Genomic DNA, 23,813 nt, shown 5'->3' with positions numbered 1-23,813 from the left:
CGCGATCGACTACCTTCCTAACCTTGTTGTGATCCCGCCGGAGTCCTTTGCGATGAACCGCCGTGCGCCCGATCAACCAACTGCCCCAAAGCAGGAAACCTCCCTGCGAACCGTTCGGCTATTCGCTGGAGCGAGTGAAGCCGCTGGCTGCGATGCCATCGAAGTACGCCTGGGACGCGACGTTTCGGCCGCCGAAGTTCTCCAAGTGATCGCGCGCGTACATCCAGAACTATCGGCACTGCTGCCGACCTGCCGTCTGGTCGCCGACCAGACCTACATGGCTGCGGATTCAATCATCGCCCCCGAGGCGGAGCTTGCCCTGATCCCACCGGTCAGCGGAGGCTAAGCAATATGCCGACCGATGCCAGCGAACCGATGATCGATGTCCAATTGGTTGAAAATGCGATCGACCTAAACGGCTTGTGGGACCCGATCGCTGATCCCAACTGTGGAGCTCAACTGGTCTTCGTCGGGAGGACACGCCGAGCGACCGAAAAGGCCGCCCAGGTTCTGCTAACGGCAAACCTAAGCTACGAAGCCTTTCGCCCAATGGCGATCAAAGAATTGCAAGACCTTCTGTACGAAGCCTCTCAAAAGTGGCCGCTGCGGAAACTGATCGGCATCCACCGCATCGGCGAGGTCCAAGTCGGAGAAGCAAGCATCGCCATCGCCCTGGCCAGCCCACACCGTGCGGCCTGTATGGAAGCGATGCCCTGGATCATGGACCAACTGAAGCAGCGTGTTCCGATTTGGAAACAAGAACGCTTCGAGGATGGGGCCGAGGAATGGGTGCATCCATGACACCTTCCCACCAATCGGATTCGCCTCCCCAGCGGATCTACCTGGATAACGCGGCGACCAGCTGGCCTAAGCCGGCAAGCGTCTACGAAGCGGTGCGTTTCCAAATGGAATCGGTCGGTGCCTCCGCAGGACGCGGCAGTTACTCCGACGCGGTACAGGCGGCGGACCAAGTCGCCCAAACCCGAGCAATCGTAGCGAGGTCGCTGAACGCCGAATCCCCCCAGCAAATTATCTTTTCCAGCAATGGAACGGCGGCGCTGAACCTAGCGATCCTGGGATTGTTCCCTGCAAACCGCAAGACCTCGGTTAAACCACACGTGCTCACCACCGCTGCCGAGCACAACAGCGTCTTGCGACCACTGCAAGCGTTGGCCGATTCGGACATGATTGACCTGGAACAGCTGCCGTGCGACCGACAAGGCAAGATCGAAGCCGCCCAGGTTGCCCGTGCACTCAAGCCGCAGACGCAACTGGTCGCGATTGGTCACGCGTCCAATGTGACGGCCACCGAACAACCGATCGAAGCGATTGGTTTAGCCCTTGCAGACCATCCCGCACTATTTCTTTGCGATGCTGCCCAAACCTGGGGCTACCTGCCGATTGACGTCCAACGATGGCATGTCGATCTACTCGCTGCGCCCGGACATAAAGGAGCGTTAGGCCCCCTGGGAATCGGCATTTTGGCGGTCAGTTCCAAGGCGGATCCCCATTTACAGGCAAGTCAGTGGGGCGGCACCGGCGGCAATTCTGCAGAGCTGACCATGCCGGCGCGGCTTCCTAGTCGGCTGGAAGCGGGCAATCTGAATGTTCCGGCAATTGCAGGGCTACAGGCCGGACTGCGATGGCTAGAAGAACAACACGATGGGCTGGAGCAACTGCAACAACTGGCAACCCAACTGGATGAAGGGTTAAGTAAAATACCTGGCGTACAGTTCTGGGGGCAAGGCAACCGTTTGCCGCTCCGCAGCCTAACCCTGCAGAATCTGCCTGCGTCCGATCTTGGAGCGATCCTCGATGCGGAATTCGGGATTCAGACAAGAACGGGGTTACACTGTGCCGCAGGCATTCACAGACACCTCGGCACAGAAACAACAGGGACCGTTCGAATCAGTGCAGGGCACCAAACCCAACCGTCCGAAATCGCCTTGGCTATCGACGCGTTATCCGCGATCGCTAGCGAAATTTCCTAACCACGTTTTCTATTCAAATTAACCAACAGGACAAGCTCCGATGGCAGGCGCTTCCAAGAAGCAAACCAATTCCAAGAAACCGTGGTACAAAGAAGGGCTTCGATTCGAGTGCACCGGCTGCGGCGATTGCTGCAGTGGGGAACCGGGGTACGTCTGGGTCGACGACCACGAAATCGAATCGCTCGCCAAAGAGATGGAGATGGATCTGGAAGCCTTTGAACGCAAATTTGTGCGTCAGGAACCGGAAGGAAAAAGCCTTGTCGAATACCCCGACGGAGACTGCATTTTTTTACACCCTGAATCCAGACGCTGCTTGGTCTATAAATCCAGACCCATTCAATGCCGCACATGGCCTTTCTGGGACAGCAACCTGAGCAGCAAAAAGGCATGGAAAGAGGCCTGTGATGTCTGCCCCGGAAGCGGAGTCGGCAAACTATACAACCTCGAACAAATCGAAGAGCGTCGAAAAGAGAAAGAGGTTTAAGCAGCGGCGGCGATCACCAGCACGCAATCACCCACTCTCCTTACCAGTCGGCAAGCGGCCCGGTTCCGGCGACAAGGAATTCGTACTGTCGGTTGCAAAATCGGTCGGTCATGCCTGCCAGATATTCGCCGACCGCTCGAACGTGTCCGACGCCGTCGATTCGTTGCCGAAAACGAAGCGGCAACCTTGCGGGGTCTTTGCTCAATTGGTCAAACAATTGTCCCAATCGATCCGCTGCCTTTTTCCGAACACTCATCAATTTCGGGTGACGGTAAACATTGCGAAACAAGTACGCTTCAAGCTCCGACTGCTCGTCTCGTAACTGAAGCGAGTGCTGCAACTGGACACCTGCCATGCTCAGTTCATCGCTCCGGCAACCACCCCAGCTTTGCAGTTGACCGGTCGCCTGATCCAAGAAATCACCCACCTGCAAATCGATTAATTCATGCACGAGGGCTGGCCGCAATTTCGCATTCGACAAGCGTCCGTAGTGTTGTTCGATTTGATCGAGGGCTCTGCGGACCAATCGCAACTGACTGAGCGCTTCGATCGACAACAGACCGATTTGCAGGGCATCATCGATATCATGCGCGTCGTAGGCCAACGAGTCAGCGATATCGACAACCTGAACTTCCAGCCTCGCCGAAGCTTCGACAACTCCGTCACGTTTGATCGCTCGTTTGGTTTGCCCTTCCAGGATTTCAGACGAGAGGTTTAGTCCCGGATACCCCGTGTAACGCTGCTCCAGTTCTTCAGCGATCACCAATGCAAAAGCATTGTGCGAAAAACCGCCAGCGGACACCATGTACTCATCCAACACATCTTCGCCGCAGTGACCAAAAGGCGGATGGCCGATATCGTGCATCAGCGCGAGCGCCTCGGTCAGATCTTCATTCAGGCGAAGGACTCGAGTGATCGTTCGTGCGATCGATGCCACTTCAAAGGTGTGCGTCAGGCGGGTCCGATGGTACTCGCCCATTTCGCCCGTAAAAACCTGCATTTTGCCCGACAATCGGCGAAACGCAGACGAATGCAGGATACGATCGCGGTCTCGCTGAAACGGTCCGCGGTAGGTGTGTTCGGGTTCAGCGTGAATTCGCCCCCCCGAATCACGGCTGAAAGTCGCGTACGACGCAAGCATCAAATGCTCGCGGCGCGTCACCGAATCAAGGGCATCCACGCTCCATCGAAAAGAAGGGGGATTGCGTACGATTTCAGCTGCCTGTGGAATGCTGGTCATCAATGGATTTGAAATGAAGTTGGGCAGGTTGTCGAGTCGTCTATCCTACTGGACAACACCCACTATCAAACGGAACGGCATTTGCCGGTCTATTGAAGGTACCAATCTAGCGGATTCAAGCGAACCGTCGGGTCGCGAAAATCCGGAAAACGCAAGTCTTCCGCTACGATGGGGCCAAGTGATTGAATTGTGGGCGGTCCTTTTATTGTGATTCTAGGTCGTGAAACGAACCCCGGACAGAACCATTCCCAGACAGAACAAAAATCTTCATCCCACTGGCGCCGAGGGAGTGATTCGAATCCGTGGTGCCCGAGCCCATAACCTACAAGGGATCGACCTAGACCTCCCTCGCGATCGTCTAACCGTCATAACTGGCGTCAGCGGTAGCGGCAAAAGCTCGCTTGCCTTCGACACGCTTTATGCGGAAGGACAGCGGCAATACATCGAGAGCCTCTCCTCGTACGCGCGACAGTTTCTCGATCAGCTGCAACGGCCCGATGTTGACTGGATGGATGGGCTTGAACCGACCCTTTGCATCGATCAAAAACCGGGCACAACCAATCCCCGAAGCACCGTGGCAACGGTTACCGAAATCTACGACTACCTGCGGTTGCTGTACGCGCGCATCGGGACGCCGCATTGCTACAACTGCGGAACCACCATCCTCCAGCAATCCCCGGAAAATATCGTCGATTCACTCCTGACGATGCCGGAACAATCGAAGCTGATGCTGCTGGCGCCTCTGGTCCGCGGCCGCAAAGGCAAACATGCCGACGTCTTTGAAGAAATCGGTAAAGCCGGTTTCGTGCGGGCACGCGTCGATGGTGAACTGTATCCGCTGGACGCCTTGCCCGACCTGGCACCACGGCGCAACCATACGATCGAAGCGGTTGTCGATCGGATGGTTATCCGCGACGAAATCCAGTCACGCCTGGAAGAGTCGATCCGCCATACGCTCAAACTAGGCAACGGCCTGCTGATTGCCGTTTCGCAGTTGCCGGGCAAAACCGAATGGGAAGAACGGCTGATCAGCACCGCTTATGCCTGCCCCGAATGTGGAGTCAGCTACGCGGAATTGGAACCGCGGACCTTCAGTTTCAACAGCCCCTATGGCGCATGCGAACAGTGCCATGGGATGGGCGTCCTAGAAGGATTTGAGCCGGACAGCTTGGTCGACTGGGAACAATCGGCCGACGAGGGGGGCTTACTTGCCTACAAAGGCGCGACCGCGGCAGTCAAACGAAAAATGCGTGAAGCGGTCGAGCCCTTCCTAGTGGCAAACCGTGGTTCCTGGCAACAGCCGCTCGGAACCCTGCGTCCCCCAAAACGCGAGCGTCTTCTGCATGGGGACGAATCCACCGGCTTCCCAGGCCTACTAGCGCTGCTGGAGCAAGAATGGGAAACGACTCGCAGTGAAAAACGTGCAGACCAATTGCGGCCACTCCGCGGTTCAGTGCTCTGCAGCGGATGCCAGGGAGGACGGCTTCGGCCCGAATCGTTAAGCGTCACCGTCGCCGACCAGAACATCCATCAGCTGACATCCCAGCCAATCTCAAAAATCCAAGATTGGTTTTCGACATGGATGCCTGACCTAAATTCGGCGGACGCAAAAATCGCCAAACCGATCAGCGATGAAGTCTCTAAACGATTGCAGTTCCTAAACCTCGTCGGCGTCGGTTACCTCAGCCTTAACCGCCCGGCCGACACACTTAGCGGAGGCGAACTACAGCGAGTCCGTTTGGCGACCAGCATCGGTTCGGGACTCGTCGGCGTCTGCTACGTGCTGGACGAACCTTCGATCGGATTGCACCAACGTGACAACGACCGCCTGATTGGCGCACTGCGAGACCTTCAGCAACAAGGAAATACCGTCCTCGTCGTCGAACACGACGAAGCCATGATGTGGGCTGCCGATTGGCTGATCGACATGGGCCCCGGCGCAGGCAAAAACGGAGGCCATATCATCAGCCAAGGGACGCCCGCCGAAGTCGCCAAAGATCCGCAATCCGTGACCGGCCCGTACCTCAGTGGGCAGACCCCAAAGTCACCCGAATTTGAGGCTCGGGTTTTCGATCCCAATCAAGCGATCGTGCTCCACGACGCGGAAACCAACAACCTGAAAAAAGTTACCGCGCGCTTTCCTCTTGGCACGTTGATCGGGGTTACCGGAGTCAGCGGCAGCGGAAAAAGTTCGTTGATTAACGACACCCTTTCGCCAGCGATCTCTGAACAACTGGGCTTGGTGACGCCGCGCAGTGGCCCCTACAAAAAATTGACCGGGGCTAAGTCGATCGACAAACTGATCCGGATGGACCAGGCCCCGATCGGACGGTCACCGCGGAGCTGCCCAGCAACCTATACCAAAGCTCTGGACGAAATCCGCAAAGTCTACGCCGCCACACGCGAAGCCAAGACGAGAGGCTTCAATTCCAGCCGATTCAGTTTCAACGCCTCCGCCGGACAGTGCCCTCAGTGCAAAGGATACGGACAAGAGAAAATCGAAATGAATTTTCTAAGTGATCTGTATGTAACCTGCAGTGCCTGTAACGGGCGGCGTTATAACCAAGCCACACTCCAGGTTCGCTTCAAAGGACAAACGATTGCCGACATCCTGGAAATGACAATCGATCAAGCGGCTGAATTTTTCACCAACATCCCGAAAGTCGACCGGATCTTACAGTCTCTGAGAGACGTCGGCCTGGGCTACCTCCGGTTGGGCCAACCGAGCACAACCCTAAGTGGAGGCGAAGCGCAGCGGATCAAGCTGGGGACGGAACTGGCGCGTTCCAGTTCGGGTTCGACCTTATACATCCTGGACGAACCGACCACAGGCCTGCACTTCGAAGATGTGCTTCGCCTGATGACGGTCCTCCGGCGGCTAGCCGAAGCAGGCAACACAGTGATCGTCATTGAACACAATCTGGACGTCGCAAGAGCATGCGATTGGCTGATCGACCTTGGCCCCGACGGTGGCGAGGCTGGCGGATTTCTGATCGCCGAAGGTCCCCCCGACACAATCCGCAACGCGGCCGACAGCGAAACCGGCAAATACCTGTAACCCTTCGCGCAATGCGAAAAGTAGGACAATCTGCAAAAGTTCAAAAACCACCAAAACGAGTGAGCCTAAAACCACGGCCCTTTCCACAACGGCAAAAAAGAAGCATCACGACGAGACACACGAAACCGCGAAGAACATTCCTGCTGAGCCACGGTGGAAAGAACGATTGCAAAACCATCTCAAGGAACGTGAAATCAATAATTGACGGTTTCCCAGTGGGGTTGCAAGCCAGCGTCGCAACGAGTGCCGTTTTGACAATATCGGCAACAGGAACCACCATCTGTCGATGGTCGCGACGGAAGTCACGTAGCGACGCTCGACAGAGCGTGGACAGACCGGCAATACGTCACGAATCGATTTCACGTCCCAAGAGATACTAGATGTTTCCCGATGGTATGCGGGCGACTATGTTTTCCTGAACCGATCGACTTTATTTCCCATTGCCGCCTGATATTCGAAAGCGATAACCATGGATCTGAAACTAAACGGAAAACTTGCAGTGATTTCAGGCTCCACGTCGGGAATCGGAAAATCAATCGCACACACGCTCGCCACCGAAGGGGCGCGAGTCATTATTAACGGACGGAGCCAGGAATCGGTTGACCGCACGCTTGCGGAACTGCAACTAGGTGATCAGGCCGTCGGCATTCCCGCCGATCTTTCGACGGCCGAAGGGTGCGATTCCTTGATCCAACAAGCCGCTAAGATTGCTCCGATTGATATCCTGATCAACAACGCGGGGATCTTTGAACCATGTCCGTTCGAGGAAATCAGTGATGCCGACTGGCAACGCTTCTTCAACATCAACGTGATGTCCGGCATCCGTTTATCTCGAGCGGTCACGCAAACGATGAAGGAACGCGGATGGGGTCGAATCATCTTCATTGCAAGTGAATCGGCGATCAACATTCCCGTTGAAATGATCCACTACGGGATGACCAAGACCGCTCAGTTGTCCGTTTCCAGAGGCCTTGCAAAATCGCTCGCGGGGTCGGGCGTCACGGTCAACAGCGTCCTTCCTGGACCGACCTGGAGCGAAGGGGTGCAGGATTTTGTTAAAGAACTTGCCGGCGATCGCGACATCGAAGCATTCAAAGAGAATTTCTTCAGTGAGTCGCGTCCCGGTTCGCTGATCGCTCGGTTTGGGCAAACCGAAGAAGTGGCTGCGATGGTCGCCTTCTTGTGTAGTGAAATTGCCGCGACCACCACCGGAGCGGCGATGCGCTGCGAAGGCGGACTGGTCGACACCTGCTTCTAAAAAACGTCGCCCGATCCATTGATTTAGTTCTTCCCGCTTTTGCACCATTCCCATGACCGCGAATCCTCCCCCCCAAGCCACCCCATCGAGAACATCCGATGACGAACGGTGGATGACACGTGCGCTGCAACTTGCGGCGAAAGGGGAAGGTTCTGTGGAACCCAACCCGATGGTTGGGTGCGTGATCGTCAAAGACGGGCAAGTTGTCGGAGAGGGCTATCACGCAAAATTCGGCGGTCCACACGCCGAACGGGCTGCCTTTGCTTCGGTTGCCGACAAGCAGGCGATTGCCGGGGCCACTTGGTACGTGACGCTGGAACCATGTTGCCACACCGGCAAAACGCCTCCTTGCACCGACATCATTCTGCAGTCCGCCCCGGCCCGGGTTGTTGTCGCCATGCGGGATCCGTTTCCCAAGGTGGACGGCGGCGGTTTGCGTTTGCTGTCCGCTGCGGGAATTCAAACCGATTGCGGGATACTGGAAAGCGACGCTCAAAATTTGAACCAACCCTATTTGATTCGCCTGCAACAAAAACGCCCCTGGGTGATCGCCAAATGGGCGATGACGCTGGACGGCAAGATTGCAACCAAAGAGCGGCATAGCCAATGGATATCGGGTCCTGAATCACGCGCCGATGTCCATACGACTCGGGGACGCTGCGATGCGGTGATTGTGGGTGGCGGCACCGCAAGCAAAGATGACCCAACACTTACCGCGCGACCGCCAGGGCCTCGCATCCCCACAAGAATCGTGATTTCAAAGTCAGGTCGTTTGAAACTTGAATCCAAACTGGTCCAGACAATCGATGAAGGCCCGGTCTGGTTATTTACCGCCGCTGACGGAAACGTCATCAACGCCCTTGCCGACGCCGGTGTAACCATCTGTCCGATTCCCGGAAACAGTCCAACCGAAGATTTGCAATCCGCATTAATAAAATGTGGAGAAGCCGGAATGACGAACGTGCTGGTGGAAGGTGGTGGTGAACTGCTGGCGAACTTCTTTGCTGCCGATTTGATCGATGAATGCCACGTCTATATCGCTCCGAAACTGGTTGGAGGAACCGGGGCACTCGGACCGATCGGGGGCGATGGGCTAGCCAAAATCCCTTCACAGGGGCAATTCGAATACGTCCGCTTCGAGACATTCGGACCGGACCTGAAATTGGTCGCGAAACGAAAACGGTAACGCAACACCACCTACTGGCCGGTGTCGCCTGTTAACCGGTACCGGACGAACCGCCCAGAAGCACGCCTTCGCAAATCCTTAGAACTGAAGGACCTGCTTATCCTCGGCGATCATCGCGCCGGGAACAAGCAACTGAGCCGCCTGCAGATCGATCGGATCGCCGTCGGTTTCCAGTGGATTAAGATGCACAAAAACCAACTGCTTCACCGCGGCCATACTTGCGACCGCTGCAACGCGTGACGTCCACGAGTGTCCGGTCAGCTCAGCCCATTGACGCTGCGTATCGCGGAAATTGCACTCGTGCAGCAAAAGATTCACGCCACGAATTTTCCCCACGTAATCGGCGATCGGATCGGCAATGGTATCGGTCACATAAGCCAATGAATGCCCCGGCCAATCGATCCGAAACCCGGTGGAACCTCCCGGATGCTCTAGACTAAACCAAGTTAGTTTCCCGCCGCCCAGCAGATCAGGGGTGTGTTCTTCTAACGCCATCCATTCAACATCTAATGGCACAGGAAAAAGAGAAGGATCCAGCAGGTGATTTTGAATCGCGTCGATCTTTTCCTGTCGAGCCCAAACACGGACCGTTTGCACGGGATGCTGATGCAGGATCCCCAACAGAAAGGTCAACCCGACCACATGATCCAAGTGGGTATGGCTAAGCAAGATATCGAGGCGGTCGGTCTGGATCAGCGGCGGCAAACGGAATAAACCGGTCCCCGCATCCAGCAGCAAACCTGCCTCCGGGATGAAATAGCTAGACGTATGCCGCGTTTCATTAGGATGGTATCCCGCGGTACCCAAGCAATGCAATTCCATAACAACGACGCAGCCTATAAAGAATCCGACTGCAGTCCATGCAGTGAAAAAGACAATATGATCAGCCTGAGCAGACTGACGTGGCACAATAACAGGTACTCTGCCTTGCGCACCAGTTTACCGTCAAGATTCGTTCACGTGGTCCAATTCGGGATCGATCGCATGTTCCCAGCCTAAGACAACACAATCCTCATAGGTCGCCCAACGACTTTGGTCGCCCCACAGAGGTGCAAGGCAAATCGGACAGGCGGCATTACTCGAATCTGGATATTGATGTGGAGCGGTGATACTTGGCGATAGCCAGATCGCTTCGCATTCGTCGCAAACAACCAACCCATGCGGGGCGTTCGTATCAATGCCGCAGATACGAATCCCACATAACCCGCCGCCGCAAATCGGACAATAATCAATGGAGTGTTCAGGAATCACAGTCAGTCACCTAAAGCGATTAGCAATCAAAGCGGATAAGCGGTAATAACACGGTTGCCTTCCAAGACAATACGGACCCGCCGAGCCATCGGCTTTCGTCGTCGGTTACCATCCCTACCTCCCACGTAACCGATCCGTTTCCCCATATCGACAGTGTAAATCGTACGGTCCTGATCTTCGGACTTGGTCACTCCCGCACCTCCTTTCTCGGCTTTGGCATACGCCGTATCAAGGACCAACAACGCTGCTTCCATTCCACCATCAAAGACGCCATGGCTTCCCGGTCGACTTGGTTGATCTGCGGTATGCCGTTCCAGGTGTTTTAGGCGGTGCCCTTCCTGACTTCCCGGCGTGTAAAGCAGTCCTGCTGGCGAGAGAAAACGTTCTTTTCCAAGGTCGCGAAGCAACCCGTATTTCAGATTGGAATCGCTCTCGATTTTGGGGGACGCCGAAGTCTGCGTCGACTCCACAGCTGAAGGATTGGTTTCGGATCCATTCAAACTATCCGAAGCGGTGGAACCAGCCCCCCCCGAACCACTCGCCGCATCGCCCGAAGAGGCAACGACAACCGGTGGTTTCACGATTGGCGGTTGGTTTTTATCGTGCTGGCCGTCCGCCGAGGTAAAAGCAGGCAGATCTAAACCGAAACGTTCATTGATGTGCGGCCGCGCGACGCCATACAAAACCAATAAGATTGCGCCAACCAACCCTGCCGCCGACATTTTTCGCTTCCCGCTGGCACGCTTACCACGGACGAACGCCTTTTTATCAGGTATATTTTTCATCTCAGGAAGCCGGTAGGAGCAAAAGGTAGTCCGAGCTGGCAATTACAATACACATGGAATTAACAATGCAACGATTTATGAAATCTAACGGGATTTGGATTCTACTGCTGACTTTCGGTATCTGGAGCGAAAGCTCGACGGCGTCGGCCAACGAACCTAGCTGGTCACCTCAAGTGATTGCTCGTGGAGAATTCCGCGAACAAATTGAAGCGACTCCGATCGAGCAACGCCCGTATCGCCCATTTCATTTCTATGGCAATACAGTACGTCGCCAACACTATCGAGGCAATCCGATCCCTCGCCCGACGGATTTAGGCCGGACGGTGATTTTTACGGTACGGCGCCGCTAAACGCCTCCTATCCCCCACCTGCTAGACCCAACAGCTCATGCCACAACTCCTGCCAAAACTCCGATATTCCTGCAGCCTACTGATTGTTGCCATTTTTATCGGCAACCCGCACCTGTTTGCGGATCAGCCACCATCGCACACCGAGTCGCTTTGGCCGGATGGGGCACCGGGCGTCGAAGGGAAGGGTGAAGGAGACGATCCTCAATTGATCATCACGAAAGTCGAATCCGAAGGACCAACGGCCGCGGTCGTTATCCTGCCCGGAGGCGGCTATGGTGGGCATGCGATCGGTCACGAAGGGCACGCATTTGCAGAGTGGTTCCATTCGATGGGCATCAGTTCGGCAATCTGCACCTATCGCCTACGCGGCAAAGGGAATAACGGCAAAGGCTACGGGCATCCGGTACCGATGCAGGACGCCCAACGCGCAATCCAAACCCTGCGGGCTCGAGCCAAAGAACTGAACATCGACCCCGATCGCATTGGAGTCATCGGATTCTCCGCCGGCGGGCATCTTTGCTCAACCGTTTCGACGCATTTCGCCGAACCGATCGAAGATTCCGACGATCCCGTCCAGCGCGTCGGTTCACGCCCGAACTTCAGTATCTGCTGCTACGGGGTCCTCTCGATGGGACAGCCATACACCCACCAAGGAAGTCAGCGAAACCTACTGGGTGCCAACCCTGATCCAGAAGTGTTGGCTTCTCTGGACAATCCAACTCAGGTCACACCCGAAACGCCCCCAACCTTCTTGTGGCATACAGCGGAAGACACGGTCGTTCCAGTAGAAAACAGCTTGAAGTACTACCAAGCATGTGTCGCCAACAAGGTCCCGGTCGAAATGCACCTATTTAACGAAGGGCGACACGGCCTGGGACTGGCGCAAAGCATCGAAGGTGCCAAGCAATGGCCAGGTCTTTGTGAAAGCTGGCTAAAACGTTTGAAGATGATCAACCCTAAATAGCGGGATGATCTGCCAGGCGGGCAATCTTGGCATTCCGAAGGCGATGGCAGATGCAGCTACGCTCTCCAGAGCGTGGACTACCTGCCGCCCACTCGAATCGCAACCGAGCAAGCAAATACAAGCACGAAGCGCAAGTTTTCATGTTGCGCTTTTTGAGGTGGGCTACTTTGCTTCCGCCGGGCTTGTCCCGGTCCGGGGCAACAACTGGCAGCTACCCCCATGCCTCTTTGCTATTTCATCCTTCTCCGCCAGCCCCAAATCGCCTAGGCGATTTGGGGCTGGCGGAGAACAGCCTTTTGATCGCCCAATAAGGTAGCTGCCAATTGCGAGTCCGCCGGGGCAAGCCCGGAAACGGAACTCTCGATACTTGGAGCTAAAAAGGTGCTGGAATAGCCGAATGGTTTGAGGTATCAGCAAGAGTACGGAAATCCCGACGATTAACCACAGCAATCACCTCAAAAGCGCAACTCCAAAAAGCGCAAGCGAGCAAAATAAAAGACTCGCCAACACGGCCCCGATTGGATCGCTTGCGCGTCTGTACCAAATACTCGCTGGCGCTTCGTGCTGGTACTTCGTGCTAGCGAATATCCAGCCATAAAAAAACCCTTCCGGTTCCGGAAGGGTTTTTGTTTTTTCTTCAAATGAAGCTGCCTGCGATCCCTAGGACTTATCTTTGTCCTTGGAATCCTTTTCTTCATTTGGATTGTTGTCGTACTTGGCTTCAGGAATCGCTTCGGAATCCTTGAAACGCAGAACGTTGTGATAGACAGCGAACTCGTTTGCCTTCTTCTCGGTTTCTTTTTCGGCTGGCTTTTCAGTGATCTTGGCCTGCTCGGTGATCATTTCGACGACTTTACGTTCGACGATTTGATTCCGCAGGGCATCCATTTGGCCAGATTTTTCCAAACGAGCACGGACGCGACGAGGAGGCATATCGCTCTGTTCCGCGATCAGTTCGATTTCGTCATCGTAATCGGATTCGTCGGCGTCCACTTTCTGCTCTTCAGCGATCTGCTCAAGAATGAAGTGTTCCCGAAGTGCCGATTCGGTACTTGCTTGAGCATTCTGACGCAGTGCGTTGACAAAATTACGGATCTGATCTTCGCTGAAACCGCTACGGCGGAATTCCAAAACCTTCCGTTCCAGTTCACGGCGAGTCTGACGCCGAACCAAATCGGGTGGCAGTTCAAAGGCGGCATCGGCAGTCAAGGTTTGCGTAACCTGCTGACGAAGATCTTGTTGCTGACGGTATTCTGCCTGACGAGTCAACGAATCGCGGACAAAATCACGCAGTTCATCAACCGATTCGAAATCGCCCAGATCGAGCAAGAACGAAGGAGTCATTTCAGGTTTGGTATAGCGGGTCACTTCGACAACATGGAATTCCACGTCGAACTCTTGACCACGCATCTCTTCGTCGTCGACGCCTTGGCCGATCGTGACCTTGCCAGTGCGGCTTTCGCCCTCTTTGACTCCGGTCATCAGTTCGCCAAAACCATCGCACCGAGCATCGGAGAAGGTCAACACGTCGACCAGATCGACAGTCTCTTCTTCCATTTCAGTAACGACCTGCCCATCTTTCTTGAACTTGGCAGTGATCAACAGTTTGTCGCCGAGAATGGCCGCTTCATCGGTCGGTTCGCTGGAACCATAACGACGCAGCAGGCTGTCTAGCGATTCCGAAACTTCATCTTCGGTGATTTCTTCAACCGAACGAGTCAGTTCCAGATCTTTGATTTCTGGAGTCTTGAACTCAGGGCGAACTTCGACTTTGAATTCGAAACGGAAATCGCCATCGTCTGGCAAATCGATCGAATCGTAATCGAAATCAGGCTCGCTGATCGCCGAAAAGGGAGCGTCGTCAGTGATCTTGCTAAGGCTGTCCATCAGGAGCGAGCCCTTCACACGATCGATAACCCGTTCTTTGAACTGCTTTTCGACCAACTTACGGGGAGCGCGACCGGCACGAAAACCCGGGACCTGAGCCTCAGGCACCAGTTCGTCGTACTCCTTCTGCAAATAGCGTTCGACTTCTGCCCGCGGAATGGTCACGACCACGTGCCGCAAACAGGCCTGTGGGCTTTCCACCTTAATATCCAACTGAAGAGTCGCAGCTGGGGCGGCAGAATCGATTCCGTCTGAAAGGTCCGTAGTCGACATCCGGGGATTTTCGCTTGTGCGTGGAGTGTGGGGCGGAAACGCAGAAGAGACCGTTATACCAGAGGGGAAAAAGAGCGGCTGATGGGATTCGAACCCACGACAACAACGTTGGCAACGTTGTGCTCTACCAACTGAGCTACAGCCGCTGATGATTCGATCCGATGTCTTGCAACGAATCGATTCACTGCGATCGAGCCCTCTGGAGCGTTCTCTGCAATAGAAATCGCTGTGTGAAGCGGAAATTATAGGAAGCGTCCGCAAACCCGCAAGTGCCATCTGACGGAATATCGCAATCAAATTTGTTTTCTTGCTTTGATTGAGAATCGGTCTCAATAGCGATTGATCTTAAGTCCTTTTTTGACAATAATAGATGAGTCAAATGATTTTGGGTCCTGATCTTTTTGGGCCTTGATTCTTTAGGGAACGCTACGGAAATGCCAGCTTCTGCTCAAACGCTTCGGCCGGAAACGATTTTGTCTGTCCTGCCTGGAGCAACGGACCATGCTCGGACCGTGATTGCAATGAATCCCGCGGGGGCCGGAAACTTGGTGGAAATGCGCCAAGAAACCTTCAGCCCTGCGGTCGGATGGTTTGTACAGAGTCGAATCGAACTGTCTGCAGAACAGGTTGCCGGAGTCCGCCGGACTTTGGGAACCATTCCATCGGCCAGACCTACTGTAAATAAAGCGCATCGTCCGGCCGGCACTCATTTCCGTGACACCGCTGCCGATTCTCCGATGACGCTCGCGTTCCCTGGCGGCGAACGAGCCGCAACCGCTTGATCGACAGGATCTTAAAGCATGAAGCCGGTCGCCTTTCTGACCATGGAGAATCCGGAAGGATTTGTCACCTACGACGAGCAGACGCTTATCCCCATGGCAGCGAACGGCTGGCAGGTGGAAATGGTCCCCTGGAAATCAGCCTACGTCGACTGGTCGCGATTTGCAGCCGTCGTGATCCGCTCCCCTTGGGATTACCAGCACAGTCACGAGCAATTCCTCGATGTACTTGCCCAGATCGACGCCAGCGGCACACGATTACTAAATGACCTGGCAACCGTCCGCTGGAACCTTCGCAAAAACTACCTCCGCGAACTGGAAGCGGCCGGGATCGACATCGTCCCGACCCTGTGGCCTTCGCGCCTGGATACCCGTCAACTGGACCAGGCTTTCGACGATTTAAAAACCGATCAAATCGTCGTGAAGCCGACCCTAGGGGCCGGAGCCATCAACACGTTCCGGATCGATCGTGACCGAACGACGCCGGAAGCAATCGCCAATGCCACGGCTGCTGTCGATGCGTTTGCAAATTGCCCCTGCATGGTCCAGCCATTCTTGGACAGCATTCTTGATCCAGGCGAGTATTCGCTGATCTACTTCGACAAAAAATTCAGCCACGCCATCCTGAAACGCCCGAAAGCGGGTGACTACCGATCCCAAGAAGAATATGGCAGCCAAATTTCCGCCGTCCCGGCGACCGACGAAATGACCAAGGTTGCTGAACAGATCCTCTCGCAAATCGAAGCGAGACTACTGTTCGCCCGCGTCGATCTGGTTCGCTTGGCCAATGGCCGGTTCGCATTAATCGAACTGGAATTGATCGAACCCTCGCTCTACTTTCCGTACGGCGACAGATCCACGAGTCATTTCGCTTACGCTTTTAACCAAATTGTCAAAAATCAATAGTCGTATATTTAGTCGTTACGAGACCGCAATTTGCAGGCCTGTTTACTCGACGTCTGCGTAGTGAAGTAACGCAAGGATTCGCGCGTTGGCCGGACGGCTCGCGCCGTTCCGCTAGGTTTGATTCTGTCGCGGGACGGTTTGCACCGCACAAAACAGGGCTTGGTCCGACCGGCCTGGACAAGGACGTATGCCCGGGCCGGACGGCTTGCGCCGTTCCGCTAGGTTTGATTCTGTCGCCGGACGGCTTGCGCCGTTCCGCTAGGTTTGATTCTGTCGCCGGACGGTTTGCACCGTTCCGGTTGGCTTCGTGGTGCCGTGAGGAATCTGGCCGCGTGGCGGCCTTCCCTTTAAGCTTCCTGGCGGAAAATCGACACGCCCAGTGGCGGCATGTTGACCAACACACTGTCGGGTCGTTCATGAGACGGAACTCCCGTCGTCTGAAGGCCTGGATGGTTTCCAACATTCGTGCCGCCATACAACCCGGCGTCACTATTGAGAACTTCCGTCCAATACCCTGCGGTCGGAACTCCAACGCGGTATTGCTTGCGAGGGACAGGAGTGAAATTGCAGCATACCAACATCGTCGGGAAACCTTCGGCTTTGCGAAGATAGACCAAGACGCTTGCGTCCTTATTCTTGCAATCGATCCACTCAAATCCATCGCCCGTGTGGTCACAGGCATGCAGGGCTGGATTATCGATGACCAACTTATTTAGGTCGGCAATCAGGTTCTGAACGCCGCGGTGCGTTTCAAAATCGAGCAGCTCCCACTGAGGGCCATGGTCATGATGCCACTCGGTCCACTGAGCGATTTCGCCTCCCATGAAGAGCAATTTCTTCCCGGGGTGAGTCCACATGTAGGAGTACAGCAGACGCAGGTTTGCGAATTTCTGCCACATGTCTCCCGGCATCTGAGAGATCAGCGAACCTTTGCCGTGGACCACTTCGTCATGCGAAAGGGGAAGGACAAAATTTTCGGTGAACGCATAGATCAGACTGAATGTCAGTTCTTCCTGATGGTACTGGCGATGGATCGGTTCATCCCGCATGTACCGCAGCGTATCGTTCATCCATCCCATATTCCATTTGAACGTGAACCCAAGTCCGCCGTCATAGATGGGACGTGAAACTCCAGGCCACGCGGTCGACTCTTCTGCGACCGTCACGGCTCCGGGGAATTTCTCGTGGACGGCGACATTAAATTCGCGAATGAATTCGATCGCTTCTAAGTTTTCGCGGCCACCGTATTGATTGGGAATCCAGTTGTCCCCTTCACGGCTGTAGTCCAGGTATAGCATCGATGCGACCGCGTCGACGCGCAGTCCGTCGATGTGGTACTTATCAAGCCAGAACAACGCATTGGCGACCAAGAAGTTACGGACTTCGTTGCGTCCATAATTAAAGATCATCGTTCCCCAGTCGGGGTGTTCTCCCTGCCGAGGATCCGCATGTTCGTACAGCGGGGAACCGTCGAACCGGTAGAGTCCATGCCCGTCTTTAGGGAAGTGAGCAGGGACCCAGTCGATAATCACACCGAGATCATTCTGGTGCAGATAGTCGACGAAGTACATGAAATCTTCGGGCGATCCATGACGACTGGTCGGAGCGAAGTAGCCAACCGTTTGGTAGCCCCATGACCCGGTGAAAGGATGCTCGCTGACCGGCATCAGTTCGACATGCGTAAAGTTCATACGGTGGCAGTAATCGACCAAGCGATGTGCTAGGTCGCGGTAATCCAACCAACCGTGAGCCCGGCCCGGTCCCTGCTGCCAGCTACCGAGATGAACTTCATAAGCGTTAAACGGTTTGACCAACGGATCGGTGTTGGCCCGTTTTTCCATCCACGCTTGGTCTTCCCATTCATGGATCGATAGATCGGCAACGATCGACGCGGTCAGAGGGGGCAGTTCCGCAGCAAAGCCAACCGGGTCCGATTTGTCGACCCATTCTCCACCCTCGGTTTGGATCCGGTACTTATAGCGATCCCCGACTTTGGCATCGGAAACAAACAGTTCCCAAATCCCCAGATGCGGGTGAACTCGCATCGTCGTTTTGCGGCCGTCCCAACTATTGAAATCGCCTACGACCTGCACGGTTCGGGCATTGGGTGCCCACACAACGAAATTGACACCCGCCGGCGAATTGGCTCCCGCTTTACGGCAGTGTGCCCCCATGCGGTTATACAGTTCGTGATGCTTACCTTCCCCGATCAGGTAACGGTCAAAATCGGTCAGGACAGAGGGAGCAGCGTATGGGTCTTGCATGTCAACGATTTCGCCAGTGGGTCGTGCAAATTGAAGGCTATAGCCGGGTGAATCACAGGAGTCAAAAAGGGACGTTTCTTTGCCTTGAATATTGGGTGCCACATTCGCTGGACAGATCGCCTCGTACACACCTCCAGGATGAATACGACGCATTGGGCGTCGAACTCCGGCGGCATGATCCACCACCCAGGCCGCTCTCGAATCCGGCAGGAAACTACGTACCGCGACGGCCGGAGATCCCTGATAGTCCACATGATGCGGACCAAGGATGGAACCGGGATCGGAGCAGTGACCTTCTATTAAACTACCAATTTGCGAGAGCGTCAGTTGCGTGTGCATGGCAATCCGTAGCTTTTAGCTACACCGAGTTTGGGAGGTGAAACGGGGTTCTAGCAAGGGGGGGCAGCCGACGGAGCACGCGGGAGGGTTGCGACTCCGTCGACTGGACGCTCTGTCAGATGGACTACGCCAAAGCCAAATCAGCCGGTCCGTAGCGGCGTTTCGGATGGTTGCTGCTTCCGCTTTGGGAAAGCAACCAACGCCGTAAACGGTCCGCCGGAGGGACAAGGGGCCTTCGCGATCGGCTAACGGGGAGGGAATCGTTTGCCGCAGGGGCCCGATCCGTGGTCGCTTCGTAGCCTGAAACCTTCGTTGCCGACACCAAGCAGGCGTGTACCTGATGGAACTGAAGCGCACGGTCGACGCGGCGCCACAGGTCGGCATTTTCCACTTCGATCATGCGACCAAAGTGCTCCCACATGAAACCGTTCTCTCGCCACCGATGGAGGGAATCGCGTAATCCGCGGATCACGTAGCGACTGGTGGCGATCAAGGTCACGCTGGCAGCTCCTTCGATCGCTTCAAGTCCTCGGACCATGGCAAGTAGTGCCAAGCGTTTCGGATCGCCGAACTCCTTTTCCTGGATATCCAACAACGACTCGCCAGCGGCGGTTTCCAGCGAAAATCGCCAGGTTCCTACCGTGTCGGACGCGGGGATTGCTTCACATACGAGCAAGTATTCGGAAAGGGGTTGCGATTCGTCGTTGGCGACGACTTCTTCGGCCAAGAGACCTGCCGGAGCGAACTCCGGATCGGAAAGGTTTGGGGAGGTTTCAGTTAACTGACGGAATGCGACCACGGACTTTCTCCTGTCGAGTGATTTGACTTGGGGTTCCATCCGCAATATCTCTTTCGTCCAGTGGTTCCCCCGATAGGAACCAGCTGCTTACTGAATGAAATCGGCCGGCAATCGTTTCCCGCACACTTCAACTACCCGAAAAAAAGCCCGCAACCCAAAAGCCTTCCCTACCGCAATTACTTTCCGCAAAACCCGCAACCGGAACCGCCCGCAGTCGTTACAATAGGAGTTTCTCCAATCCCCCCACCCCATCCAATATCTTTATAGAGAAAGTGATCACCGTTATGGATCGTCGCCATTTCCTTCGATGTTCTACCGCCGCCGTCGCCGCGACCTCCCTCAGCTCCATCGCCCTTAGCAGCTGGGCCGATAAACCAGCCGCAGGCGAACCCCCTTTCAAAATCTCGCTGGCTGAATGGTCCCTGCACCGTACGCTCCGCAGCGGCAAACTGGACAATCTTGATTTCGCCAAAACGGCCAAACAAGAATTCGGCATCCTCGCGATTGAATACGTCAATCAATTCTTCAAAGACAAAGCCAACGACCAGAAGTACCTGGCTGAAATGAAAAAACGGGCGGCCGACGAAGGGGTCGAAAGCCTGCTGATCATGTGCGACGGTGAAGGCAAGCTAGGCGATGGCGATCCTAAACGCCGCCAACAAGCTGTCGAAAATCACTACAAATGGGTCGAAGCTGCCAAGTTCCTCGGTTGCCACTCGATCCGAGTGAACGCCGCTTCCAACGGGACCTACGAAGAACAACAAGAACGCGCAGCCGCAGGCCTGCGTGCACTTAGCGAATTCGCCAAACCACACGGCCTGAACGTGATCGTCGAAAATCACGGCGGCCTAAGCAGCAACGGCAAGTGGCTCTCGTCGGTGATCGAAACGGTCGACATGGACAACTGCGGAACCCTGCCCGACTTCGGCAACTTCACGATCCGCCGTGGCGATAACCCTGAAGTTTACGATCGCTACCAGGGAGTCCGTGAACTGATGCCCTTCGCAAAAGCCGTCAGCGCCAAAACGCACGACTTCGATGAAGCTGGCAACGAGAAATCGACCGACTACGAAAAGATGATGGATATCGTCCTCGAATTTGGATACCACGGTTATGTCGGTATCGAATACGAAGGAGGCCGATTGAGCGAATACGAAGGGATCCGCAAAAGCAAAGAATTGCTGGAACGTGTCGCCAGCCGACAACCTGCCTAAGAAGCACGCGAACCTAAGAAGCACGCAAACCTTGCACGTCCCTTTCCCGGGGACGTGCAATTTTTTTGTCGCCGCTCGCTCTGCGAAAGAACGTCCCTTTAAATCTCCTTTCGCGGGGGACGTGAAGTCTAAAAATGAAGGGTTTGCAGCCGTCGACGAGTCCTACATGGGGCCGAGTGAACAGGTAGCCCGGAGGCCGGCAGATACCTGCCGGCGGCGCGAACCGCCGGAGTACGGATCGCAAAAGGAAAGCCCAGCGGGCGACAGAACCAACCTTGTCTGTCGCCCGCTGGGCTTAACTGCGCACGCTAGGTTTCCGTTGACTTACGCCAACGGCAAATATCTGCCGCCCGCTGGGCTAAAAGCACTGCACTCAGACTCCGATGGGCAGGGCTTAATTCGTCACCGATAAAGTTCGCGTCCCGATAAAGTTCGCGTCCCAAGCGAGAGACTACGATCCCTCGCGGCGATTCGCCCTCGTTTTCACGGAGGGCCGAATCGCAGAGGGCTTTTCACTATTTACGATTCACTATTCGCTGTCGGCGACGGTGACTCGGTCAAGCTCGGTGAACTTGCCGACCGACATGTTGGCACCACCGATCATTAACAGCGAGTTCCCGCTGTCGGGAAGCATGGCATGGAAAAAACGACCAGGATCGTATTCGGCCACAATTTCCCACTTCTTGCCGTCGGCACTCAATCGCTGAACGTTTCCGCTGACCGTGCTGACGTACAGTCGCCCGCCAACGGCGTAGGCCGCACAACCGAAACCGGTCATCGAATCTCCCACCAACGATGGTCCCTCACTCCAAGTGTTCGACTGCGGATCGTAGACGTTGGTAGCGGTCGATGGGCCGTCTTCGTTTGTCATCCCGCCGATAACGTAGATCTGTCCTTGATGCGCAGCCACGGCGATCGCGCGGCGCTGGAATCCGGGGGCCGCGATCGCGGTCCATTTGGGCTCGGCCGCCGCAAAATCCAATTTCCAAGCGGTCTTCAGCCAATTCGGTTTACCTTCCGATAGCTGCCACCCCCCAACCACATAGACTTCATTCCCAATCACCGCGGCCGCCGTCGACGAACGGGGCTCTGGCAGACTTGGCAGCACGGTCCATTCGTTTTTCTCGGCGTCATAGCGTTTGACTTCATCCTGCGACTGAAGCCGATGCTCTTCACCTTCAGCGTTCAACGCGGTGAATCCACCGACACGCAGCAGACTGTTGGCACCGGCAGGAACCAAGGCCAGTCCCTGTAAACGTTCGTCAGTCGAAACCGCTTCCCATGCGGCCGGTTTGTCCAGATTCAAACTCCACAGCTGGTTCGATTGCTCGGCGGTCGAATACGAATGCGCGCTGCCGGTGTGCCCGCCATACAGAAAAAGCGTACGCCCCGCGATCGCCGCTCCAAAACTGGTCAGCTCAGCAGGCATCTCGGGCAATCCCGACGCGACCACGGCAACCCCGCTGTCGGCAATCGGCGGATCCGCTTTCTTTTTCATCGAACCCACTTTTTTTGTCCCATCCGCTTTCTCCGCAGCTCCGGCTGCGGATTCAGCTTCCCAGTAAAACGTAGCGGTCAGATAATTCATCGAAGCTGCACGTTTCGGTGTTTCGGAAGCCGGTTCCGTCAATCCTACCATCAACGCGTTCAGACCACTCTCCAGGTCGCCCTTCGTAAACGCGACCATTCCCTTAGCGTTTGTCGTTTTACTTGCCTCCTCATGCCCGTCTGCACAAAACAGCTTGACGTCGACATCCGACAATGGCTTCCCATGCCACAACACGGTTGCCGCCAAACCGGAGTCGGCCGGTGCCAACGACACCTGCAAGCCTTCTCCTTCGGCAGACAATTTGCTCCAAGCCTGCGGGTCCGCGCCGAGGAAATGCTGGACGTAATAAACCAGCGTCGATCCTCGAAAATCTCCATAGACCTTTTCACCGTAAACCAATCCGCCCGCGGCCGCCTGGTCAGCACTTTGCAAACCAACCATTGCATCCGTATCGACAGCCACCAGGTTCAGATCAGTCACCTGCCCATCCTGATGGTGCTGAAGCGGAAAGGCTTGCAAGGATTCAGGCAAATGGTAAGTCCGATCGGTCAGGTCTTCGCCAAAAAAGAGGACCACCTTTCCGTCGGCGGCTTTATCCAACCAGGGAAAGTGGGCTTCAGCGGTTGATGCGGCGAAGGCCAAACCAACGCCGGAGGCGATCCAAAGTAAAAACGTACGCGTCAACTTCTTCATTTTGTTTCCTCGCAGAATGCTCGGTAAGTGGGGGAGGCTTCCCCGGTTCATGGAAAGCGTCAATGACAAAACCTACGCTGGCATCGGCCGCGCAGAGATTCCTGAACGTGGCTGGCTGGAGGCAAAAGAATCCTCGATGGCTTGCTGCGTTTTACTAGACCGCAACCCGAAACACGGCAACCGCCGTACGTGATATTGCGAATCAGTCTCATTAAGTATTGCAGAGCGGAAGGTTTTCCGCAAGAATCGATGTGCAAAAAGCAATTTTAGCCTCCTACCCAGCGTGCCCGGCCGATGCCGAACCAACCTCAAGACCGACCAATTCAAGACGAAGTGGCTCAAAAAGAGACGGCCGCCGCCCCTGAATCGCCCCTCCTGCCCAAGATCGTGCGATTTAACGACCTCGCTCGATGCGGGGATGAAGTCTGGATTGAGCACGATGGGCAACTCTATCGTTTACGAAGAACCCGCCTGGGCAAATTGATCCTAACCAAATAGCTAGCAATCGTTAAAACCGGCATACCTTTGGCCCCATTTTTGCGT

21 protein-coding genes and 1 tRNA gene are annotated in these 23,813 nt (G+C 55.3%); 13 read left to right on the top strand and 9 right to left on the bottom strand.

What is annotated here, in order from left to right; genetic code table 11:
* The first annotated feature begins 52 nt into the window (after positions 1-52).
* Genes FF011L_RS06900 through FF011L_RS06885 form a run of 4 tightly spaced genes read left to right on the top strand, consistent with a single transcriptional unit; the run spans position 53 to position 2,475 of the window.
* Positions 53-346 (top strand): MoaD/ThiS family protein, encoded by a 294-nt coding sequence (locus tag FF011L_RS06900; RefSeq protein ID WP_145350922.1) that lies wholly within the window; start codon positions 53-55, stop codon positions 344-346.
* Positions 347-351: 5 nt separating this feature from the next.
* A complete protein-coding gene (locus FF011L_RS06895) occupies positions 352-801 on the top strand; it encodes a molybdenum cofactor biosynthesis protein MoaE (protein WP_145350921.1) in 450 nt (149 codons plus the stop codon).
* Positions 798-1,991 carry an aminotransferase class V-fold PLP-dependent enzyme gene (locus tag FF011L_RS06890; protein WP_218933061.1) on the top strand — a complete coding sequence of 398 codons (1,194 nt, stop codon included), beginning with the start codon at positions 798-800 and terminating at the stop codon, positions 1,989-1,991. The genes FF011L_RS06895 and FF011L_RS06890 overlap by 4 nt, the downstream gene beginning before the upstream one ends.
* Before the next feature lie 40 nt (positions 1,992-2,031).
* On the top strand, positions 2,032-2,475 hold the full coding sequence (locus FF011L_RS06885; RefSeq protein WP_145350919.1) for a YkgJ family cysteine cluster protein: 444 nt from the start codon (positions 2,032-2,034) through the stop codon (positions 2,473-2,475).
* Positions 2,476-2,515: 40 nt separating this feature from the next.
* Here the strand turns inward: FF011L_RS06885 and dgt are convergent, their stop codons facing one another.
* On the bottom strand, positions 2,516-3,715 hold the full coding sequence (dgt, locus tag FF011L_RS06880) for a dGTP triphosphohydrolase (protein WP_145350918.1): 1,200 nt from the start codon (positions 3,713-3,715) through the stop codon (positions 2,516-2,518).
* 220 nt (positions 3,716-3,935) lie between these two features.
* Between dgt and uvrA the strand changes: the two genes are divergently transcribed.
* The 3 genes from uvrA (at position 3,936) to ribD (ending at position 9,217) form a co-directional block, all read left to right on the top strand.
* Positions 3,936-6,773 (top strand): excinuclease ABC subunit UvrA, encoded by a 2,838-nt coding sequence (uvrA, locus tag FF011L_RS06875; RefSeq protein ID WP_246109781.1) that lies wholly within the window; start codon positions 3,936-3,938, stop codon positions 6,771-6,773.
* A gap of 469 nt (positions 6,774-7,242) precedes the next feature.
* The gene (locus FF011L_RS06870) at positions 7,243-8,031 is read left to right on the top strand and encodes an SDR family NAD(P)-dependent oxidoreductase (RefSeq protein ID WP_145350917.1); all 789 of its coding nucleotides are present in this window, start codon (positions 7,243-7,245) and stop codon (positions 8,029-8,031) included.
* Positions 8,032-8,083: 52 nt separating this feature from the next.
* A complete protein-coding gene (gene ribD / locus FF011L_RS06865) occupies positions 8,084-9,217 on the top strand; it encodes a bifunctional diaminohydroxyphosphoribosylaminopyrimidine deaminase/5-amino-6-(5-phosphoribosylamino)uracil reductase RibD (protein ID WP_145350916.1) in 1,134 nt (377 codons plus the stop codon).
* 78 nt (positions 9,218-9,295) lie between these two features.
* Here ribD and FF011L_RS06860 read toward each other — a convergent pair whose 3' ends face one another.
* The 3 genes from FF011L_RS06860 to FF011L_RS06850 are packed head-to-tail and all read right to left on the bottom strand — an operon-like array spanning position 9,296 to position 11,253.
* Positions 9,296-10,126: an MBL fold metallo-hydrolase gene (locus tag FF011L_RS06860; protein ID WP_246109780.1), complete on the bottom strand. Its 831-nt coding sequence runs from the start codon at positions 10,124-10,126 to the stop codon at positions 9,296-9,298.
* 36 nt (positions 10,127-10,162) lie between these two features.
* Entirely contained in the window at positions 10,163-10,468 is a 306-nt protein-coding gene (locus FF011L_RS06855) for a hypothetical protein (protein WP_145350915.1), read from the bottom strand.
* A 26-nt stretch (positions 10,469-10,494) separates the two neighbouring features.
* Positions 10,495-11,253, bottom strand: coding sequence for a hypothetical protein (locus tag FF011L_RS06850; protein ID WP_145350914.1), 759 nt, complete (start codon positions 11,251-11,253; stop codon positions 10,495-10,497).
* A 65-nt stretch (positions 11,254-11,318) separates the two neighbouring features.
* Here FF011L_RS06850 and FF011L_RS06845 point away from each other — a divergent pair, with 65 nt between their 5' ends.
* Together FF011L_RS06845 and FF011L_RS06840 are read left to right on the top strand one after the other, a co-directional pair.
* Entirely contained in the window at positions 11,319-11,603 is a 285-nt protein-coding gene (locus FF011L_RS06845) for a hypothetical protein (protein WP_145350913.1), read from the top strand.
* Positions 11,604-11,640: 37 nt separating this feature from the next.
* Complete coding sequence (locus FF011L_RS06840; RefSeq protein WP_145350912.1) at positions 11,641-12,567, top strand: alpha/beta hydrolase; 927 nt, start codon at positions 11,641-11,643, stop codon at positions 12,565-12,567.
* A gap of 660 nt (positions 12,568-13,227) precedes the next feature.
* Here FF011L_RS06840 and tig read toward each other — a convergent pair.
* Together tig and FF011L_RS06830 are read right to left on the bottom strand one after the other, a co-directional pair.
* The gene (gene tig / locus FF011L_RS06835; protein WP_145350911.1) at positions 13,228-14,727 is read right to left on the bottom strand and encodes a trigger factor; all 1,500 of its coding nucleotides are present in this window, start codon (positions 14,725-14,727) and stop codon (positions 13,228-13,230) included.
* Between the two features lie 73 nt (positions 14,728-14,800).
* Positions 14,801-14,873, bottom strand: a tRNA-Gly gene (locus tag FF011L_RS06830).
* A 288-nt stretch (positions 14,874-15,161) separates the two neighbouring features.
* Here FF011L_RS06830 and FF011L_RS06825 point away from each other — a divergent pair.
* Positions 15,162-15,509, top strand: coding sequence for a hypothetical protein (locus tag FF011L_RS06825; protein WP_145350910.1), 348 nt, complete (start codon positions 15,162-15,164; stop codon positions 15,507-15,509).
* A gap of 18 nt (positions 15,510-15,527) precedes the next feature.
* The gene (locus FF011L_RS06820) at positions 15,528-16,412 is read left to right on the top strand and encodes an ATP-grasp domain-containing protein (RefSeq protein ID WP_145350909.1); all 885 of its coding nucleotides are present in this window, start codon (positions 15,528-15,530) and stop codon (positions 16,410-16,412) included.
* Between the two features lie 347 nt (positions 16,413-16,759).
* Here the strand turns inward: FF011L_RS06820 and glgB are convergent, their stop codons facing one another.
* Both glgB and FF011L_RS06810 read right to left on the bottom strand, forming a co-directional pair.
* The gene (glgB, locus tag FF011L_RS06815; RefSeq protein WP_145350908.1) at positions 16,760-19,015 is read right to left on the bottom strand and encodes a 1,4-alpha-glucan branching protein GlgB; all 2,256 of its coding nucleotides are present in this window, start codon (positions 19,013-19,015) and stop codon (positions 16,760-16,762) included.
* Positions 19,016-19,139: 124 nt separating this feature from the next.
* Complete coding sequence (locus tag FF011L_RS06810; RefSeq protein ID WP_218933059.1) at positions 19,140-19,814, bottom strand: RNase H family protein; 675 nt, start codon at positions 19,812-19,814, stop codon at positions 19,140-19,142.
* A gap of 284 nt (positions 19,815-20,098) precedes the next feature.
* On the opposite strand from FF011L_RS06810, the gene FF011L_RS06805 reads away from it, so the two are divergent.
* Positions 20,099-21,028: a sugar phosphate isomerase/epimerase family protein gene (locus FF011L_RS06805; protein WP_145350906.1), complete on the top strand. Its 930-nt coding sequence runs from the start codon at positions 20,099-20,101 to the stop codon at positions 21,026-21,028.
* Positions 21,029-21,557: 529 nt separating this feature from the next.
* Here the strand turns inward: FF011L_RS06805 and FF011L_RS06800 are convergent.
* The gene (locus FF011L_RS06800; RefSeq protein WP_218933058.1) at positions 21,558-23,270 is read right to left on the bottom strand and encodes a Kelch repeat-containing protein; all 1,713 of its coding nucleotides are present in this window, start codon (positions 23,268-23,270) and stop codon (positions 21,558-21,560) included.
* A 294-nt stretch (positions 23,271-23,564) separates the two neighbouring features.
* Here FF011L_RS06800 and hemP point away from each other — a divergent pair, with 294 nt between their 5' ends.
* On the top strand, positions 23,565-23,768 hold the full coding sequence (gene hemP, locus FF011L_RS06795; RefSeq protein ID WP_145350904.1) for a hemin uptake protein HemP: 204 nt from the start codon (positions 23,565-23,567) through the stop codon (positions 23,766-23,768).
* The last annotated feature ends 45 nt before the right edge of the window (positions 23,769-23,813 follow it).

Source organism: Roseimaritima multifibrata, from assembly GCF_007741495.1.
Taxonomy (GTDB): Bacteria; Planctomycetota; Planctomycetia; order Pirellulales; family Pirellulaceae; genus Roseimaritima; species Roseimaritima multifibrata.
The sequence above is the reverse complement of the archived record's forward strand: the minus strand, read 5'-3'. Positions and strand labels throughout refer to the sequence as shown.